This window comes from Erwinia billingiae Eb661 (assembly GCF_000196615.1).
Classification (GTDB): domain Bacteria; phylum Pseudomonadota; class Gammaproteobacteria; order Enterobacterales; family Enterobacteriaceae; genus Erwinia; species Erwinia billingiae.
On the sequence record NC_014306.1, the window covers coordinates 4,411,550 to 4,431,242 of the forward strand.

Sequence of the window (19,693 nt, forward strand, 5' to 3'; positions counted from 1 at the left end):
AATAAAAAAGAATTTTAAATAACTTTAATATACCAAACAAGTCTAAACAGGCTGGCACAGAAGAATTGAGAAGGTGAAGGATGGTGTACGGAGGGTGAAGAATCATTTTCTGATTGTTCACCCCTTAATTTACTGTATTTACTCTATTTTTCTTTAGAGTGAAGAAAGGTGAAGGATATATACAAAAGTAAAATCGACATAAGAAGTTTGTGAAGCCTTTTCCTGGCTAGCCAGAAGAAGGGATTTTGTCTGGTCGCTGAGACAACGGTATGTGGTGGTTCGACTGTGTGAGCGTCGGCACAATTGACTTACCAAAACAAACCTGACAGGGAACACCATGACAGATACAAACACACCTGATGATTCAGATATCACCACTTCATTGCCTGCCGCCACCCAGCAGACGCTCAACAAGCTGAACCTCACTAAAGCCACCTGGCTTGATACGCGCCGCAGACAAAGCGAGGGCGAAGCCATGCTGACCACTATCCGGCAGCGCAGGCAGGAGACTGAAGATGAAGCAAAGGCGCTCAACGACGAATGGCGGCAGCTGTTCCGGGACAATAACGGCGCAATGACGCCCCGTATGAAGAAGCTGCGCCCTGAGATTGCGTTGGGCCATGAAACACTTAGCGAATTCGATTACCTGATAGCCGAACAGGAATACAAAAACAAAGCGCTCATGGCTGATACCGCGAATATGGCAAAGGACTATATCAACGCTCACAACGATTTCACTGAGGGGTATTCGCTTCATCTGTGGGAGCAGTTTATGGCGGCAAACGGGCAGGAGCTGCTGCAATTACTAGGCCTTATGAAAACCACCCTGGGTCGCAGGGCAAGCGCCGTCATCGGCGTGGTGAACTCAGTCAATGACCCTGAATCGATTCTTAAACAGTTTATCGATGAGAAAATCACAAAGCCTGCGCTGGATATGAATTCCGCGCCTGAAAATGACGCGCTGCTGAAGCAGACGGGAGCATACCCGGCACATGCTGCCTCTGTCAGCGTTCATAACGCCCCCAGCCCGGCAGCGCTACACAAACTTCGTGTTCAACGTGAACGGGCCGGTGGTAAGGAAAAAGCACAATGAAAAAACCACAGGAAGCTCTGAATCAGTATCTGACCGCCGCGCAGGAATGGCAGACGCTGCGCAGCAGTCGCGAAGTTGCCAGTCAGCAGCTGGCAGCCTTGCTGGCGTCCGGGGAGAAGCCAGCTGGTTACGCCATTCAGCTGGATAAGGTGCGCGAACGGCTGGCGGTGCTGGAGTGGCAGATTAACTGTGCGGCGCGTGAGGGCGTTTATACGCAAGGTATGGTGCTCGATGCCTGCGTGGAAGACGGTCTGAACGCATTTATGGCTGATAACGGCAGCGCACTGACAACCGCCCTTGCACCCTTCCTCATCGGACGCGGCGGCCTGGAAATGGCAGCGCGGGTCTTACGGACGGCACTTGCCCGTCAGGCAGAAGCGAACAGACCGCAACCGGCAGAAGCCTACCGGGACATTATTGCCGGGTCAGGCCTGTTTCCTGACGGAACTATGGCTGAAGACTGCCAGCAGGGTTATACAACAGCACAACACTTTCGTTTCCAGCGCCGCCTGTCAACGCTGGATACCACTAAGGGAGGCGCGTGACATGGCGCTGAAATGCCCGGAGTGTGGCGCGGTAGCCCACACGCGCACCAGCGCCTATGAATCAGCCACGGTGAAAAGGACCTGGTATCAGTGCCAGAATATTGAGTGCTCATGCACCTTCACCGCACTGGAGAGCGTGGAGAAGATAATCATGAAGCCTGGACGGACAAACGACCTGGGCGGGCTGCCTGAACCACCGGAAAGAAAGCCACAGGTTCTGGGGCGCTATGGTTCAGGAAGTCGCCTTTCAAAGCGCCAGCAGATCCCCGTCTGAAAATTTGAAGTTCATACGCACCCCGGCCAGCGCGCCGGGTTTTTTATGCCCTTTATCTGGCTGGCCTGCCGTTCTGTGTCGGTGCATGACTATGCCGCATGAAAACGCATGACTTTATGCAGTTGGTATTCCCCATCTGAAGCCTGCAGCAGCTTGCATTCAGAGTGTTCATGCAGGCGCATGAAAACCAGCCCATAAAGTGGGCAGGCGTGGCGGGGGTACGAGCGCGCGCAGTGGATATAGACATGCCTAGTTAGTCTCAATTCTTAGCAAACCTTAGCTTTAGAGATTTATAAGCCACCACAAAGATTACACAATGCATTATCCTTGATCGGGCTATTCTTTAGTGCATGAAATTCCATTAGAAGGCGGTTTCTATTGATAAAGTTAAGGGGGTGAGATAAAAAGGTATATCTGCTGGAGTCAACTAACCTTATGAAAGATAGCATACGAACGTAAACGCATAACTCAGGATATGCTCATGATTAGACTCATCTTCTGAGCTCATCTCTGCTTAGGGGGCTTTAAACCATACAGCAAAGAAAGCTCACAAGATAAAACTTCCTGGTACTAGTTAAATATTGATATAGAGGGAATTTTAATGATAAAAGCATTCTTATCACATTCAAGTAAAGATAAAGAACATTACGTGCGTAATGTTGCAAATTGGCTGGGAAAGGAAAACATAATTTATGATGAGTTTACTTTCGAGGAAGGAGAGAAAACACTAGATCAAATTATGGAAGGGCTCGGAGAATCAGAACTCTTTGTGCTTTTCATTTCAAATAGCGCGCTAGAGTCAAAATGGGTAAGAAAAGAAATAATAGAATCCAAAGCTCTTTATGATGCAGGTGTGATTTTAAAAATATTCCCAATAATTATTGATAGCAATATAAACCATGAAGATAAAAGAATACCTGCTTGGTTAAGAAAGCATTATAACCTACAGCCAATTACTCGCACAAAAATAGCAGCATCAAGAATAAAGAATCACCTTTATAAAATATCTTGGCAAAAACACCCTAAACTTGAAAAAATAAACTCTTTATTTGTAGGCAGAAACGAAAAGCTAGAGGAGTTCGAGGAAAGAATTAATGACTATGCAAAGAAAAAACCAACTGTAATTTTTTCTTCCGGGCTTATAGGCATTGGAAGAAGAACATTCCTTTCCAAAGCATTAATAAAAAGCAACATTCAAAAAAGCCAAATAACCCCTTACGCAATATATCTCGATAGGAATGAATCAATTGAGGACTTTATACTTAAACTTAATGACTTGGGGATTATTGACATTAACGAAAGCGCGCTATCACTATCTGAAAAAAGCATTGAAGAAAAACAAGAAATTATAATTAAAATATTAAATGAAGCATATAAAGCAAAGGAAACAATATTCTTTCTAGATGATGGATGCATCATAAACTACAAAAGAGAACTATCTAGTTGGTTCAGAACAATGGTTGAAAAGTGTAATAATTTCAACTATCCAGTCCTTTGCATTGCATCAAGATATAGAGTTAACTTTTCAAACAGGCCGCGAGATGACAGATTTTATTTCATTGAACTTTCAGAGCTAAATACAAAAGAAAGAAAAAGATTATTATCTCAACTTCTTGAAATTGAGGAAATCCGTGATTTAGATACATCAAACTTTAACAATATATGCGACTTACTCACTGGCCTACCTGAACAAGTAAAATTCGCCATTGAATTAATAAAAGACAAAAGCATAATACCTTTTGAAAATAAATTTCCGATGCTTTCCGACTTTAACAACGATAAAGCATCAATACAGTTACAACGTTATGTTAAAAACGAAACAGTATTGGATTTTGTGAGATTACTAGCGCAATTTGAGGTGATAACTTTAGATTTTATTTTTTCCATAATTGATAGGGATGAATGTCTACCTATCCTCGAAGAATTGATTGCAGAAAGCATTTGTGAATTAGTTGGCTCGGATGGAGAAATGGTAAGACTAAATGATATCGTCAGAGATTACATAAAAAGGAATAGGCTAAAAATAAATGAAGACCATAACAAAAAGTTAAATTCAGTCGTAAGAAATATTGTTAATAATGAAGAACTTATAGAGGCAAACTCATCAGTTTACGTATTCACAATTAAAGAAATGCTGAAGTCAGAGGAATACATTGACCCTAAATACCTCATACCATCACATTACCTAAGGTGCATGAAAGATCTTTATAACACCAAAGGATCACTAGATAAAGTTATATCATTAGCTGATGCTATCCTACAAAAAGAAAACAACATGGAAAGCGGTGTGGTTCAAGATGTCAGATATTACCTCTGTCTTGCCTTAGCTAAAAAGTCAGATCGTAGACTATTGGCAGAAGTTCAAAAAATACGCGGAGACGAACATAAGTTTCTATTGGGTTTTTATTTCAGAAAATGCGGAAGATTTTCTGACGCCTTGAAACAGTTTGAAAGTATAATAAATGCACCTTATGTCGACACACGAGCTAAACGCGAACTTGTACAAGTTTACACGCATCTTGAAGAATACGATAAAGCCTTAAATTACGCCAAGAAAAACTACGAAGAAAATAGAAGTAATCAATTCCATTGCCAAGCTTATTTCAACTGCCTTATAAATTCTCAGCACAGAGTAGAAAACGACAATTCCACGCTTAAGGAAATAATAAACATGTTATTGGCCATAGACTCTGAGCAGTCTAACGAAATGGCAAAAATAGCATCCGCGATGTATGCTGCAAAAATAGAAAATGATGAAACAAAATCTATTGATGAGATTAATGATTGTATTTCCATGCATCCTGAAAGTCCTTACCCTTTACTCGCAAAGTGTGATGTTGGACTCAAATTTAAATCAAGTGATATTATCGCTGAAGCATTGCAGTCTTTGGAAAAAATGAGAAGAAGAAAAGTAGTGTCGGAACGAACATTAATAACCTATCAAGCTTATCTAGCAGCCTTACAAGGTGATGAGAATGGTGCTAATAAGATTATAGCGGGTGAAATCTCAAGGTATCCTCATGAAGCCAAGGAAAGAATATTTAAAAGAATAAAGGATTGCGCCGGGAAAAATTAATTTTAAATAAATGAAGGCATCTGATAATGCCTTCATTTATATGATTTTTTATTCAATCATTTTTTTGCATAGTCAAATGGTGAGATATAGCATTCCCTATTTATTGAAAGATAGTCTGCCCACCATTGGACCATTAAGCATCTTTCATCCAAATGCTCTGAAGTATGAATGTAAGCAGCGCGTACGTTATTACGCTCAGAGTGGCTCAACTGCCGCTCAATCGCGTCATCACTCCATAAGCCTGACTCACCCAGCGCGCCTCGTGCCATTGTCCTGAAGCCATGCCCGCAAACCTCGGTCTTCGTGTCATATCCCATAGCACGCAGGGCATTGTTAACCGTGTTTTCGCTCATGACTTTTTTAGGATCGTGATCGCCGGGGAAAAGTCTCTCGTTGTCACCGCTTAATTGCTTCAACTTTTCCAGGAGGGCTAAAACCTGACTGCTTAGCGGTACAAGATGCTCCTCTTTCATTTTCATACCACGGTGGGAGTAACGAACTCCTTCAATCTCTTTGCGTTGTGCAGGAACACGCCACAAGGCCCTTTCAAAATCGAACTCATCCCACCGGGCAAAGCGGAGCTCACTGGAGCGGACAAAAGTCAGTAATGAAAGCTCGACGGCTATGCGCGTCATGATACGCCCACGGTATGCGGCAAGGCGCTCAAGAAATTCAGGAAAACCGCTGAAGGGTAATGCGGGGTAATGACGAGCCTTGACCGTAGAAAGTGCCCCGGCCATATCAACAGCAGGATTAGATTCAATGTAATCGTTCTGCACGGCATAGCGCATTATCGCCGTAACACGCTGCTGAAGACGCTGAGCGACATCGTGCCTGCCACTGGCATCAACGGATTTAATAGGAGCTAACAGCTGACTGGTTTTCAGCCTACGAACGTCCGCCAAACCGATATGAGGGAAAATATACAGTTCAAGGTATCGCATAATCCGTGAACGATGGTCATCACTCCAGCGCTTATTACTGGCATGCCATTCGCGGGCGATTGTTTCAAAAGTGTAAGCCCCCGCATTTTCAGCCTGGGCTTCTTTCTGTTCAGCTTTGGGGTCTATCCCCTGCCCTAACATCTTTTTAGCTTCATCACGCTTAGCACGTGCCTCAGCAAGCGTTACTGTCGGCCAGACGCCAAAGGCAAGCCGGTCTTCTTTTTTATCGGCTGGCCGTCGGTACTTCATACGCCAGTACTTTGATCCTTTTGTCGTGACCTCAAGATACAAACCGCCGCCATCAGCCATTTTATAGGTTTTTTCCTTAGGCTTTGCAGTGTCGACCAGGCGGGCATTCAGCTTCATTTTGGGGGCACATTTCTTATCGAAGTGGGGATGCCCCCAATTATGCCCCCAGCGGGGTCTGGATTGCAACGGATATGCTCGGACGATGCCGGATGATAAAATCATCCTACACAATGATTTTTAAGGTTTTTTTTGACTTCCCCGGACGGGGATGGACAGGATACTGGTGCCGAAGGCCGGAATCGAACCGGCACGCCTCGCGGCGGTTGATTTTGAATCAACTGCGTCTACCGATTTCGCCACTTCGGCACTGAAGGGTATGCGGAAAACGTTGGGGATTATACCGTTACCGACTCTGCGCGCAACTACTATCCGCCCTGTTGTGATGCAAGTGCTGAAAAAATCGGCGGTCGCGAGGAAAAATAGGACTCAGCCTCTCCCCAAACGATCCTGCACATCAATAGCCTCAAATCATCAGTCCCCCTCTCCACCCCGTCAGGCACTCTGCAGCCAACCCACCAGCTCCACTCTCCGCCCTCCCTTCCCTTAGGACTAATCTCAAAGGCCAGCACCAAATGCTTTCCACATTCACAATGCGGAACTCCCCCGCAATCCGGCAGTCCCAAAGGGGAGATACGGTGTGACGCCCGAAGGGCGTCGTGCTGGAAAACATACTAAAAGGTCTATTATGAAATTTTCTAAGATGGTTTTGGCAGTAACGGTTTCTACTTCCTTGTTCGCAGGCGTGGCTTCTGCAGCCAGCTGGCAGGATCAGCTGAGCAGCGCAGCGTCTACGCTCAGCCAGAACTCAAATTCTTCCACTGCGGCTTCAGGCACCACGCCTCAGCCTGCGGGAACGTCGCTTAGCTCGCTGACCAGCCTGTTGGGCGGCGGCAATCAGGCACTCAGCTCCAGCACCATGACCAATGCCACTGGCGTGCTGCAATACTGCGTGAAGAACAATCTGGTGGATAACAACGTCAGCTCGGTGAAAGACCAGCTGATGGGCAAACTGGGTCTGACCGACACGGCGAAGCAGCAGGAAACTACCGATTACAAACAGGGCCTGATGGGTCTGCTGAACACCGGTAACAATCAGCAGGTGAACCTCAGCAGCCTGGGCGATACCGCGATGGGCAAGAAGGTGAAAACCAAAGCCTGTGACCTGGTTCTGAAGCAGGGCAAACAGTTTATCTCTTAAAACGGCGAGGCTGTCCCCTCACCGTCCTTCCCGGAGCCGCCATTGCGCGGCTCTTTTTTTATTTATCCTGCAACTGAAACCGTTAAAGTCATCATTCCGCGCTGAAAAAGGACAGTGGCCTTCTCGCTTCGCTGCGTGTCGGCCTGCTACGCTTAGTGTATGACTTCACCCACTTCTTTCGCTTACTTCAGGAACCATACCGATGACTGAACCGTTGCTGATTGCTAAAACCACCGACCTGTCGCTGAGCCTGTTGCCTGGCATGGCCAATCGTCACGGGCTGATTACCGGCGCAACCGGCACCGGGAAAACCGTCACCCTGCAAAAGCTGGCGGAAAGCTTCTCTGCCATCGGCGTCCCGGTGTTTATGGCCGATGTGAAGGGCGATCTGACCGGGATAGCGAAAGAAGGCACGGCATCTGAGAAGCTGTTAGCGCGACTCGCGAAGATTGGCGTGACCGACTGGTCGCCGCAGGGCAATCCGGTGGTGCTGTGGGATATCTTCGGCGAGAAAGGCCATCCCATTCGCGCCACGGTCTCCGATCTCGGCCCGTTGCTGTTGGCGCGTCTGCTGGATCTGAATGAAGTCCAGAGCGGCGTGCTGCAGATTATCTTCCGCGTGGCGGACGATCAGGGTTTGCTGCTACTCGACTTTAAAGACCTGCGGGCGATGACCCAGTACATCGGCGAGAACGCCAAAGCATTCCAGACGCAGTACGGCAATATCAACAGCGCGTCGGTGGGGGCGATCCAGCGCGGGCTGCTGTCGCTGGAGCAACAGGGTGCCGAGTACTTTTTCGGTGAGCCGATGCTCGACATCAAAGACTGGATGCGCACCGACAGCAGCGGCAAAGGGGTGATCAATATCCTCTCGGCAGAGAAGCTCTATCAGATGCCGAAACTCTACGCCACCAGCCTGCTGTGGATGCTTTCAGAGCTCTATGAGCAACTGCCGGAAGCTGGCGATCAAGAGAAGCCAAAACTGGTGTTCTTCTTCGATGAAGCCCATTTGCTGTTCAGCGATGCGCCGCAGGTGCTGCTGGATAAGATTGAGCAGGTGATACGCTTAATCCGTTCGAAAGCCGTTGGCGTCTATTTTGTCTCGCAGAATCCGGCGGATATCCCGGATACGGTGCTCGGCCAGCTCGGCAACCGTGTTCAGCACGCACTCAGGGCGTTTACGCCGAAGGATCAGAAGGCGGTTAAAGTGGCCGCGCAGACCATGCGTGCCAACCCGGCGTTCGATACCGTCGCCGCCATTCAGGAACTCGGCACCGGCGAGGCGTTAATCTCCTTCCTGGATGAGAAAGGCAGCCCGTCAATGGTTCAGCGTGCGTCAGTGATCGCGCCCTTCTCAAGAATGGGACCGGTCACCGACGATGAGCGCAACGGGCTGATCAATCACTCTCCGCTCTCCGGCAAATACGAAGAAGCGGTCGATCGCGAATCGGCCTACGAGATGCTGAGCAAAGGCGTGCAGGCCGCCAGCGACAAAGCCAACGCGCCGCCGGCCAAAGGGCAAAAGGTTGAGGTCGATGACGGCATCCTCGGCGGACTGAAGGATATCCTGTTCGGCAGCACCGGCCCGCGCGGCGGCAAGCGAGATGGCGTGGTGCAAAGCGTCACCAAAAGCGCCGCGCGTCAGATTACCAATCAGATTATCCGTGGCGTGCTGGGCAGCATTATGGGCGGCCGTAAACGCTAAGCGACTGGAGTAAGGCAAGGCCGTCAACACACCATAAATTGTAAGATAAGGGTCAATGGACAAAGAACTCGAACTCACCAGAGCTAAACGTACGCCGTTGCTGCTGTTATGCGGCGCGGCAGGGGTCTTTATCGGCACCGTGCTTTACCCGCTGTGGTTTCCGAATAATCATTGGGTCGGTGCGCTGAAGGCCATTTCTGAAGCGTCGATGGTCGGCGGACTGGCCGACTGGTTTGCGGTCAGCGCGCTGTTCAGCCGCGTGCCGATCCCGCTGGTTGGGCGCCATACCGCCATCATCCCGCGCAATAAAGACCGCATCGCCGATAACCTCGCGCTGTTTGTGCAGGACAAATTCCTTAACACCACCTCGCTGCTGACGCTGATACGTCGTCACGATCCGGCGCAAATGATTGCCAACTGGCTGAGCAGCCCGGAGAACGCGGCACGGCTGGGCGGCTATCTGCTGAAGATCGTGCGCGGTTTCCTCGATCTGGCAGATGACCAGCGCATTCAGGCATTTATGCGTCGCGCGATTCATAAAGCGATCGATAAGGTCGATTTGTCGCAGTCGGCGGCGATGGTGCTGGAAAGTCTGACCAAGAATAACCGTCACCAGACGCTGCTGGACGATGCCATCGCGCAGCTGCTGCATCTGGTGAACAAGCCGGGCACCCACGAGTTTATCGCCCAGCAGGTGATGCGTTATCTCAAGCGCGAGCATCCACTGAAAGAGAAGATGCTGCCAACCGAATGGGTTGGCGATAAAAGTGCGGAGATGGCCGCCAATGCGGTGCGATCGATCCTCAACGATATCGAGCAGGATGGCGCGCATGAGATCCGTCAGGGCTTTAACCGTGCGGTGCAACGGCTGATCGAGCGGCTGCGCAACGATCCGGAAATGCAGCTGAAGGCCGAAGAGATTAAAGAGTACCTGAAGCAGGATGACGCGCTGAATACCTATATCAGCCAGCTGTGGGGCGACCTGCGGAACTGGCTGAAAGCGGATCTGGATAAGGAAGATTCTGTGCTGCACAGCAAAGTCAGCGCCGCCGGACAGTGGCTGGGGGAAACCCTGATGCAGGATGCCAACTTACGCGCCTCGCTCAACCAGCATATGGAAGAGGCTGCGACCAGCGCTGCACCAGAGTTTTCGGCGTTCTTAAGCCGCCATATCAGCGACACGGTGAAAAGCTGGGATGCGAAGGATATGTCGCATCAGGTTGAGCTGAATATCGGCAAGGATCTACAGCGCATTCGCATTAACGGCACGGTGGTGGGTGGCGTGATTGGGCTGATCCTGTGGGGACTCTCGCAGGTTCCCGCCCTGCTCGCCTGGGCACAACTCACATAGCCGTCGAATAATAAGATTATTCCTGTCAGCATCCCCGATAATAACATTCCCTTCCCACAAGGGAATATTATTATTTTTAAGCGTATTTTAATAAAATCCTCATACTTTTCTGAGCGAAAATTTAACATCCTCCTAATAAGATATCTCATCATTACTGCGGGTATTCAGACGGTTGAATACTATCGCAGATCAATCATTATTCATTAGTGCGTTTACAATCCAATTATTATCATTTTTAATACCCGATTAATGTGTTCGTAAATTGTTTAAAAAATAAGGCGAGATAACTCATTGCTAATGCGCAATGCAAAATAAAATAAATGCGAAGGAATATTATCGTGAGAAAAAGGACCGCTGCGTGTTACTGCACACTGTTCGCGTGCGTAACGTCTTATGCAGGCATCATGAGACAGGATGTTGATCTCCAAGACTATCGTGATTTTGGCGAAAACCTCGGCAAGTATGCTGTGGGCAATACCGACGTTAATGTCTACACCACCGATGGCCTGCTTGCGGGGACGTTGAATTTCCCTATGCCAGATTTTGGGGTCTCCGCTTCCCAGGGTTACGCGACATTAATTTCCCCTTCCTATGTGGCCGGCGTACAACATAACGGTGGCTATAAAACGGTAAGTTTTGGTAATGGTGCCAAATACGGCGCCAGCTATAAATTAATTAACCGTAATGAAATGAGCTCGCTGGATTTTCATGTCCCACGCTTAAACAAAGTGGTGACGGATACCGCGACAATTCCCTATGTCACCGGCACAGAATTAACAGATACCAGCCGCTACACCTGGTACGTCCGTGTCGGTACCGGCGTCCAGAAACAGGTCGATGCCGACACTCAAACCGTCGTTAAGTTGGCCGATGCGTACACTTACCGCACCGGCGGCACGATTCTTAATCCCAGCTTCTCCAGCGATTCTCTCTCCTGGACCACCTATGCGCCGACGGATGCCCGCGTCACGCCGCTGGATATTGGTGCGCAGACTGGCGACAGCGGCAGTCCGGTGCTGGTTTATGACAACGTTGAGAAAATCTGGAAACTCGCCGCCGTCACCGCAACGATATCAGGCCGCTATCCCTACGGCCTGAACACCAATTCAATCTATATCCAGGATGCGTTTGTTCAACAAATCATCGCCAACAATACCGATGCGGATGTTACCGACAGCAGTGCAGATGGCACGCTGCACTGGGGCTCAGACAGCATCACCCAGGGAAGCAACAGCTGGTCATGGCATGGTGTCGACGCCGCGTTACCCGCCAACGCCACAAACGAGGAGCTGGATGCGTCCAAAGATCTGCGCTTTAACGGTGACGGCGGCACGCTGGTGCTGGATCAGGCGGTCAACCTCGGCGCAGGAAAGCTGCAATTTTCCAGTGACTACTTCGTTAAATCGGCCGATGGCGCAAACAGCAGTTGGGTTGGCGGCGGTGTTGAGGTTGATACCGGTAAAACCGTGCGCTGGCAGGTTAACGGGCTGGCCGGTGATGCCCTGCATAAAATTGGTGCAGGTACGCTGTACGTCAATGCCAGCGGGAGCAATGGCGGCAGCCTGAATACCGGCGACGGTACGGTGGTGCTCGATCAACAGGCGGACGCAGAGGGCAACAAGCAGGCGTTCTCCTCGGTGACCCTCGTCAGCGGACGCCCGACGGTGATTCTGAAGGATGCCGATCAGGTGGCGGCAGATAATATCTTCTTCGGTTATCGCGGCGGCACGCTCGACCTTAACGGCAACAGCCTGACGTTCAAAAACATCAATCATACCGACAGCGGTGCCACGGTGGTGAACCATCATTCCGCCAGCCCGGCCTCGATCACTCTGACCGGATACAGCCGTGATGACGTGCCTTTTTACCGGTTCAACGGAAGCAATCACACCGGAACCATCGGGTCGCTCTATGTTTACAACAACCCTTACACCAAAGACACCGAATATTTCCAGCTTAACAAGACGTCCTACTGGTATTTCCCGACCGATAAAACCAGCACCGATACCTGGATCTATTTAGGTACCGATGGCGACGCCCTGATCGAAAGCCGGCTGTTACAGATGAACCAGATGGTTTTTCGCGGCTTTCTGGGTGGCGGTGGCGACCAGCAAGGCGAGTTGAACGTCAATGTCAGTGTACCCGGCTCCTCTGCCGTAACCGCGTTCACTGGCGGCATGGATCTGAAGGGAAATCTGAACGTCTCGCAGGGTACCGTCCTGCTCTCGGGCCAGCCGGTTCCTCATGCGGCCGGCCTGGTGGTTAATGACGACTGGACAACCTCCCGCTTCAGCGCCGACCTTATTTCCGTTAGCAAAGACAGCACGTTGCAGGTCGGCGAGTATGCCCAGGTTGAGGCGAATATCGCTGCGGACGACTCATCTAAAGTAATGCTGGGCTATAACGCCAGCTCATCTGAGGCGGACCGTGTCTGGCGCTGTTATGCGGTGATCAATGCCGACATCTCCACCTGCAGCCAGCCACTGCGCAGCGCGACTGAACTGGCTGCGCTGGCTGCCAGCACCGTCACTGGCGATATCACGCTGGGCGAAAACAGCCTGCTGACGCTCGGTAAAGTGAACTATCAGGGAACGATTGCGGCGGCCACCAGCAGCAATATGACTATGGACAGCGGCGCGTTCTGGCAGTTGAGCGGCAACAGCCGCATTGGGTCTTTGAAAGCCGCCTCCGGCTCCACTATTTCTCTGCTGGCTGCGGATGGCGTGGCCTGGTCGCCAACCCTCTTTAATCTGGCATCGCTGGATGCCAACGGGCTGACGATTAGCCTCGCGGCTTCGCCTGCCACCGAGCAGGGCGACAAAGTGACCATTGAGGATGCCGCAACGGGCAGTAATAACATTCTGGATATCATCGTGCTGGCCGATTCGGCAGAACCGGTGAGGTTGTTGAATGACATTGTGTTGCTGGATGCCCCAGCCGGCACGGCGCATGATTACTTTACCGTTCCCTCAGTTGCCCGCGGCTTCAGCCTGTATACACCGGACTATCAGGTGGTCGACAAAGATAACCGCGTGCAATGGTTGCTGGCGCATAACGCCGTGGCAGAGCCGGAAGGGGTTGATGAGGTTGAAACACCGGTTGAACCTGAAGTGCCGGTGGTTCCGGTAACTCCGGTTGAACCTGTAACACCAGTGATTCCAGTTGAACCTGAAACGCCTGCTGAACCTGAAACGCCAGTGGTTCCGGTAACTCCGGTTGAACCTGAAACACCAGTGGTGCCGGTAACACCAGCGGAACCTGAAACGCCTGCTGAACCTGAAACACCAGTGGTTCCGGTAACTCCGGTTGAACCTGTAACACCAGTGATTCCAGTTGAACCTGAAACGCCTGCTGAATCTGAAACGCCAGTCAATCCGGTAACACCTTCAGAACCTGAAACCTCGGTTGAACCTGACGCACCAACTGAAGCCGAAACACCGGCAGAATCTGAAGCGCCAGTGGTTCCTGAAACCCCAGCCGAACCTGAAGCATCTGCGGATCCCGCAACACCTTCAGAACCTGAAGCATCTGCGGACCCCGTAACACCTTCAGAACCTGAAACCTCGGTTGAACCTGACGCACCAGCAGAAGCCGAAACACCGGCAGAATCTGAAGCGCCAGTGGTTCCTGAAACCCCAGCCGAAACTGAAGCATCTGCTGATGCAGAAACCCCTGCCGAACCTGAAGCGGCGAAGTCCTCATCGCCAGAAGAAGCGGCTAAACCCGAAGCACCTGCCGACCCGACTCCCGACAAGCCTGCCAGCTGGTTTACCGTCGAGGATAACAAGCCGTTGATCCGCGATACCCGTGCGTTACTGGCTTCCCGCCAGTATGTCTTCAGCGAAGCAATAAGCCAGCTGCATGGACGCGCCTCGCTGCTGCGCAATGCGCCGCAAAAAAGCGGTGAATGGGTGTCGATTGAGCAGAACAAGGGCAGCTTCGAAGGATTCACGGTGAATCAGCAGTCTCTGAACCTCGGCTGGGACAGCGTGCAGGGGCAGACGATGTTCGGCTTTAATGCCGGCTACACCCAGGGCACCACCAAGGGTAACGGGCAGGAAACTCACCGTATGGCGAGCGTTGGCGCTGACTACTCCTGGTCGTCTCCGGCTGGCTGGTTTGTTGATGCCGCGGTGCGCTATATGCACCTCAGCCAGGATCTGACCTTCGATCCGGTGCTGGATATTCACCACGGTAAAGCGAGAAGCCATATCCTGGCCGGCAGCGTTAAAAGCGGCTATCAGTTCACTGCCGATCGCGGCTCGCTGTTTATCTCGCCGTACGTAGGTTTGAGTGGCGGCAGCCTGTCTGGCTTCAGCCTGAAGAGCGACAGCGCGCAGGTTGGCCTCAGCGCCAGCACGCCTTATATGGCTACCGCCGGGCTGGAGTTGAAGAAGCGTGGCCTGTGGAAGACGAATCCGGATGTGATGTTAACGGCGGGGGTTGAATATCAGTATTCGCCGGGCAAAGCCGGTTCCAGCCTGACGCTTTCAGACAGCCAGCAGCAACGCAAATTCGGCGCGTTATCGGATAACCGCTACCGTGTGCATATGGGTGCCGAAGGCAAGATTGCCGATAACTGGTCGCTGGAAGGGAAATCCAGAAGCAGCATGGGTGGCACCTTCCGCACCGACTACAGCGGCATCGCAGGCATCAATTACCACTTCTGATCGCTTCTGTAAAAACAAAGACCCCGCCAACTGGCGGGGTCTTTTTGCTGTCAGGTCAGCTTTTAACAACCGGGCTGCGGTTATCGCCGCTTCAGCAACATATAGACGCTGATCGCGAAGAACGCACCGCTTGGCAACAGGGCGCCCATAATCGGCGGAATGTTGTAAACCAGGCTTAGCGGACCGAAAATCTGGTCAAGCACGTAGAAGATAAAGCCAAAGCTGATCCCGGTGACCACGCGCATCCCCATCGATACGCTGCGCAGCGGACCAAAGATAAACGACAGCGCCATCAGCATCATCACCGCCACCGACAACGGCTGGAAGATTTTACTCCACATATTCAGCTGATAACGGCTGGACACCTGGCCACTCTGCTTCAGGTACTTCACGTAATTGTAGAGGCCGCTGATCGACAGCGCATCCGGATCCAGCGCCACCACGCCCAGCTTGTCTGGCGTTAAGGTGGTTTTCCATTCGCCGCTCAGCGTCTGGCTACCGGTCACCTGTTTTGGATCGGTCAGATTCGACTGATCCACTTCCGCCAGATCCCAGCGTTTTTTATCCACGTTGTACTTGGCCGATGCCGCATAACGCACGGTCTCCAGACGACGCTCTTTGTTGAAGCTGTAGATGCTGATACCACTGAGTTCGCTGTTATCTTTGATCTGTTCGATAAAGATAAAGTTATCGCCATCTTTCGCCCACAGACCATTTTGCGTCGACAGCAGCGAGCCGCCCACCAGCTGTTGAGCACGGTAGTTACGCGCCATCTGCTCGCCCTGCGGCGCAACAAATTCGCCGATGGCCATGGTCAACAGCACCAGCGGAATGGCGGTTTTCATTACCGAGGCGGCAATCTGCATACGGGTGAAGCCCGACGCCTGCATCACCACCAGCTCACTGCGCTGCGCCAGCGTGCCCAGTCCCAACAACGCGCCTAACAGCGCCGCCATCGGGAAGAAGATTTCGATATCTTTCGGCACGCTCAGCACGGTGTACAAACCGGCACCCAGCGCAGTGTATTCGCCCTGGCCCGTTTTGCGCAGCTGGTCGACAAACTTGATGATGCCGGACAGCGACACCAGCATAAACAGCGTTGCCATGATGGTGTTGAAGATGGTTTTACCGATATATCTGTCGAGTACGCCAAACATCAGTAGGCTCCTCCCTTGCTAAAGCGGGCACGGAAACGCCGCATCGGCACCGTATCCCACACGTTAAGCAACACGGCCAGCCCCAGATAAGACAGGTTCACCACCCACATCCACAAGGCCGGATCGAGGCGTGCCTTTTGTCCGCTGGAGCGCAGGGAGCTCTGCAGCAGGAAGAAGATCAGGTACAGCAGCATGGCAGGCAGCATCGACAGCACGCGGCCCTGACGTGGGTTGACCACGCTGAGCGGCACCACCATCAGCGCCATCACCAGCACCGAGAACACCAGCGTCAGGCGCCAGTGGAACTCGCTTCTGAACTCCGGCTTGTCGGACTGTGCAAGGGTTTTGAAATCCATCTGCTCGGCATCGTTCGGATCCAGCACCACGTCCTGGTGCCCCACGATCGCCTGATAGTTCTCGAAATCCGTAATGCGGAAGTCGCGCAGCATCGCCGTGCCCTCAAAGCGCGTGCCCTTATCAAGGGTCACAATCTGAGAACCGTCCGGCCCCTGGGTCATATGGCCTTTATCCGCCAGCACCACCGACGGACGCGCGTTGCCTTTCGGCCGCAGCTGCGCCAGGAACACGTTGCCAAAGTTGTTGCCCTTAACGTTCTCAATGAACATCACCGACTGACCATCTCCAGACTGCTGGAACTGGCCCGCCGCCAGCGCAGCAGCGCCAGGGTTAGCTTTAGCATTTTGTGTCACTTCGCTTTGATAGCGCGAAGACCAGGGCCCGAGCCAGGCAACGTTGACCGCCGCAACAATGGCGGTGAACAGCATCAGCACCATCGCTGCCTTCACCAGTACGGCTTTACTCAAGCCGCAGGCGTGCATCACCGTGATTTCGCTTTCGGTGTATAACCGGCCAAGCGTCATCAAAATGGCTAAAAACAGGCTCAGTGGCAGGATAAGCTGCGCCATTTCTGGCACGCCAAGGCCTAATAATGTCAGGACTAAATTTGTTGGGATCTCACCGTCCACCGCCGCGCCTAAAATCCTGACTAACTTCTGACAAAAGAAGATCAGTAGCAGGATGAAGAGGATAGCCAGCTGGCTTTTGAGTGTTTCCCTTACCAGATATCTAATGATGATCACGCTGAGTACGCCTGTGAAAACTTGTCTTTTTGCAGGAAAATCGCTAGTTTCATCGCTTATACGCCATTTTTTCTCATCAATGGCCTCCGTCATAGCTAAACTAGTATGACAACAATCGCGTTCTGGTGATGCAAAAAAATGATGTAACCCAAAATAATTGGGACTAATCATCACCAAAACTAAATCTGACGTCCGTTACTTTAACGGCGTAATGCCTGGCACCGAGCTTGACGAAAGCGCTACATTCTAGCCGCAGCAAGCGCCGTTGTCTTTAAGATTCAGGAGAGTGCATGGAGTTCAGTGTAAAAAGCGGTAGCCCGGAAAAACAACGCAGTGCCTGTATCGTGGTTGGCGTGTTTGAACCGCGCAGGTTGTCACCGATTGCTGAACAGCTGGATAAAATCAGTGATGGCTACATCAGTGCTCTGCTCCGCCGTGGCGAACTGGAAGGCAAAGTCGGTCAGACTTTGTTGCTGCATCATGTGCCGAATATTCTCTCTGAGCGCATTTTACTGATTGGCTGCGGCAAAGAGCGCGAGCTCGATGAACGTCAGTACAAGCAGGTTATTCAGAAAACAATCAATACCCTGAACGATACCGGCTCAATGGAAGCGGTGTGCTTCCTGACCGAGCTGCACGTTAAGGGCCGCAATACCTACTGGAAAGTGCGTCAGGCGATTGAAACCTCGAAAGAGACGCTTTACAGCTTCGATCAGCTGAAAAGCAACAAAACCGAACCGCGTCGCCCGCTGCGGAAAATGGTGTTCAACGTGCCGACGCGCCGTGAACTGACCAGCGGCGAACGCGCCATTCAGCACGGTCTGGCCGTCGCGGCTGGCGTGAAAGCGGCAAAAGACCTCGGCAATATGCCACCGAACATCTGTAACGCGGCTTACCTGGCCTCCCAGGCGCGTCAGCTGGCGGATGCCTACAGCAAAAACATCACTACGCGCGTGATTGGCGAGCAGCAGATGAAAGAGCTGGGCATGAACGCCTATCTGGCCGTGGGCCAGGGTTCGCAGAATGAATCGCTGATGTCGGTCATTGAGTACAAAGGCAACCCGGATCCGGACAGCAAGCCTATCGTGCTAGTCGGTAAAGGCGTGACCTTTGACTCCGGCGGTATCTCGCTCAAACCTGGCGAAGCCATGGATGAGATGAAGTACGACATGTGCGGCGCGGCGTCGGTGTACGGCGTGATGCGGATGGTGGCCGAGCTGAATCTGCCGCTGAACGTGGTCGGCGTGCTGGCCGGCTGTGAAAACATGCCGGGTGGCCGGGCTTACCGTCCTGGCGACGTGCTGACCACCATGTCCGGTCAGACCGTTGAAGTGCTGAACACCGATGCCGAAGGCCGTCTGGTGCTGTGCGATGCGCTGACCTACGTCGAACGTTTCGATCCGGACGTGGTGATTGATATCGCTACCCTGACCGGTGCCTGCGTGATTGCGCTGGGCCACCACGTCAGCGGTCTGCTGTCGAACCACAATCCGCTGGCGCACGAGCTGATCGGCGCGTCCGAACAGGCAGGTGACCGCGCGTGGCGTCTGCCGATGGCCGACGAATATCAGGAGCAACTGGACTCCAACTTTGCCGATATGGCAAACATTGGTGGCCGTCCTGGCGGCGCGATTACCGCAGCCTGCTTCCTGGCGCGCTTTGCCCGTAAATACAACTGGGCACACCTGGACATCGCCGGGACCGCATGGCGCTCCGGTAAAGCCAAAGGCGCCACCGGACGTCCGGTTGCCCTGCTCTCTCAGTTCCTGCTTAACCGCGCAGGCCTGAACGGCGACGATTAAATCTGATGAAAAACGCAACCTTCTATCTGCTGGAAACCGACACCCCGGTTGACGGGATCAGCGCCCTTGAGGCGCTGGTCTGCGATATAGCAGAAGCGCGCTGGCGCGAGGGAAAACGCGTGTTGGTTGCCTGCGAGGATGAAGCGCAGGCCATCCGGCTGGACGAAGCCTTATGGCAACGTCCAGCCAGCGCCTTTGTGCCGCACAATCTGGCGGGCGAAGGGCCAAAATACGGTGCACCGGTCGAACTCGCCTGGCCGCAACGTCGGGGAAATTCTCCGCGTGACCTGCTGATCAGCCTGCTGCCGCACTTTGCAGATTTTGCCACCGCTTTCCATGAAGTGGTAGACTTCGTCCCTTATGAAGAATCTTTGAAACAGCTGGCGCGCGACCGCTATAAAGCGTATCGCAGCGTTGGATTCCACTTGAATACGGCAACGCCGCCCGTGCCGCCAACGACATAGTAGAA

The 19,693-nt window shown here is 51.9% G+C and carries 13 protein-coding genes and 1 tRNA gene; 10 read left to right on the top strand and 4 right to left on the bottom strand.

Annotation, left to right across the window (positions count from 1 at the left end; translation table 11 throughout):
* Positions 1 to 337: 337 nt before the first annotated feature.
* From EBC_RS21475 to EBC_RS21485, 4 genes are all read left to right on the top strand, one after another.
* The gene (locus tag EBC_RS21475; RefSeq protein ID WP_013203970.1) at positions 338 to 1,093 is read left to right on the top strand and encodes a hypothetical protein; all 756 of its coding nucleotides are present in this window, start codon (positions 338 to 340) and stop codon (positions 1,091 to 1,093) included.
* Positions 1,090 to 1,638 (top strand): phage polarity suppression protein, encoded by a 549-nt coding sequence (locus EBC_RS21480; RefSeq protein ID WP_013203971.1) that lies wholly within the window; start codon positions 1,090 to 1,092, stop codon positions 1,636 to 1,638. Before EBC_RS21475 ends, EBC_RS21480 begins: the two co-directional genes overlap by 4 nt.
* Position 1,639: 1 nt before the next feature.
* A complete protein-coding gene (locus EBC_RS25255; RefSeq protein ID WP_013203972.1) occupies positions 1,640 to 1,912 on the top strand; it encodes an ogr/Delta-like zinc finger family protein in 273 nt (90 codons plus the stop codon).
* A gap of 601 nt (positions 1,913 to 2,513) precedes the next feature.
* A complete protein-coding gene (locus EBC_RS21485; protein WP_013203973.1) occupies positions 2,514 to 4,988 on the top strand; it encodes a toll/interleukin-1 receptor domain-containing protein in 2,475 nt (824 codons plus the stop codon).
* 56 nt (positions 4,989 to 5,044) lie between these two features.
* Here EBC_RS21485 and EBC_RS21490 read toward each other — a convergent pair whose 3' ends face one another.
* Positions 5,045 to 6,298: a tyrosine-type recombinase/integrase gene (locus tag EBC_RS21490; RefSeq protein WP_013203974.1), complete on the bottom strand. Its 1,254-nt coding sequence runs from the start codon at positions 6,296 to 6,298 to the stop codon at positions 5,045 to 5,047.
* A 164-nt stretch (positions 6,299 to 6,462) separates the two neighbouring features.
* Positions 6,463 to 6,547: transfer RNA gene (locus EBC_RS21495), tRNA-Leu, on the bottom strand.
* A 379-nt stretch (positions 6,548 to 6,926) separates the two neighbouring features.
* Here EBC_RS21495 and EBC_RS21500 point away from each other — a divergent pair.
* From EBC_RS21500 to EBC_RS24745, 4 genes are all read left to right on the top strand, one after another.
* Positions 6,927 to 7,439 carry a DUF2501 domain-containing protein gene (locus tag EBC_RS21500; RefSeq protein ID WP_013203975.1) on the top strand — a complete coding sequence of 171 codons (513 nt, stop codon included), beginning with the start codon at positions 6,927 to 6,929 and terminating at the stop codon, positions 7,437 to 7,439.
* Between the two features lie 202 nt (positions 7,440 to 7,641).
* Complete coding sequence (locus EBC_RS21505) at positions 7,642 to 9,144, top strand: helicase HerA-like C-terminal domain-containing protein (protein WP_013203976.1); 1,503 nt, start codon at positions 7,642 to 7,644, stop codon at positions 9,142 to 9,144.
* Between the two features lie 55 nt (positions 9,145 to 9,199).
* The gene (locus tag EBC_RS21510; protein ID WP_013203977.1) at positions 9,200 to 10,495 is read left to right on the top strand and encodes a DUF445 domain-containing protein; all 1,296 of its coding nucleotides are present in this window, start codon (positions 9,200 to 9,202) and stop codon (positions 10,493 to 10,495) included.
* A 404-nt stretch (positions 10,496 to 10,899) separates the two neighbouring features.
* Positions 10,900 to 15,165, top strand: coding sequence for a S6 family peptidase (locus tag EBC_RS24745; RefSeq protein ID WP_013203978.1), 4,266 nt, complete (start codon positions 10,900 to 10,902; stop codon positions 15,163 to 15,165).
* An 80-nt stretch (positions 15,166 to 15,245) separates the two neighbouring features.
* Here the strand turns inward: EBC_RS24745 and lptG are convergent, their stop codons facing one another.
* Together lptG and lptF are read right to left on the bottom strand one after the other, a co-directional pair.
* Entirely contained in the window at positions 15,246 to 16,322 is a 1,077-nt protein-coding gene (lptG, locus tag EBC_RS21525; protein ID WP_013203979.1) for an LPS export ABC transporter permease LptG, read from the bottom strand.
* Positions 16,322 to 17,422, bottom strand: coding sequence for an LPS export ABC transporter permease LptF (lptF, locus tag EBC_RS21530; protein WP_013203980.1), 1,101 nt, complete (start codon positions 17,420 to 17,422; stop codon positions 16,322 to 16,324). Before lptF ends, lptG begins: the two co-directional genes overlap by 1 nt.
* Positions 17,423 to 17,712: 290 nt before the next feature.
* On the opposite strand from lptF, the gene pepA reads away from it, so the two are divergent.
* Positions 17,713 to 19,224 carry a leucyl aminopeptidase gene (gene pepA, locus EBC_RS21535; protein ID WP_013203981.1) on the top strand — a complete coding sequence of 504 codons (1,512 nt, stop codon included), beginning with the start codon at positions 17,713 to 17,715 and terminating at the stop codon, positions 19,222 to 19,224.
* A gap of 5 nt (positions 19,225 to 19,229) precedes the next feature.
* Positions 19,230 to 19,688 (top strand): DNA polymerase III subunit chi, encoded by a 459-nt coding sequence (locus EBC_RS21540; protein WP_013203982.1) that lies wholly within the window; start codon positions 19,230 to 19,232, stop codon positions 19,686 to 19,688.
* Positions 19,689 to 19,693 lie beyond the last annotated feature (5 nt).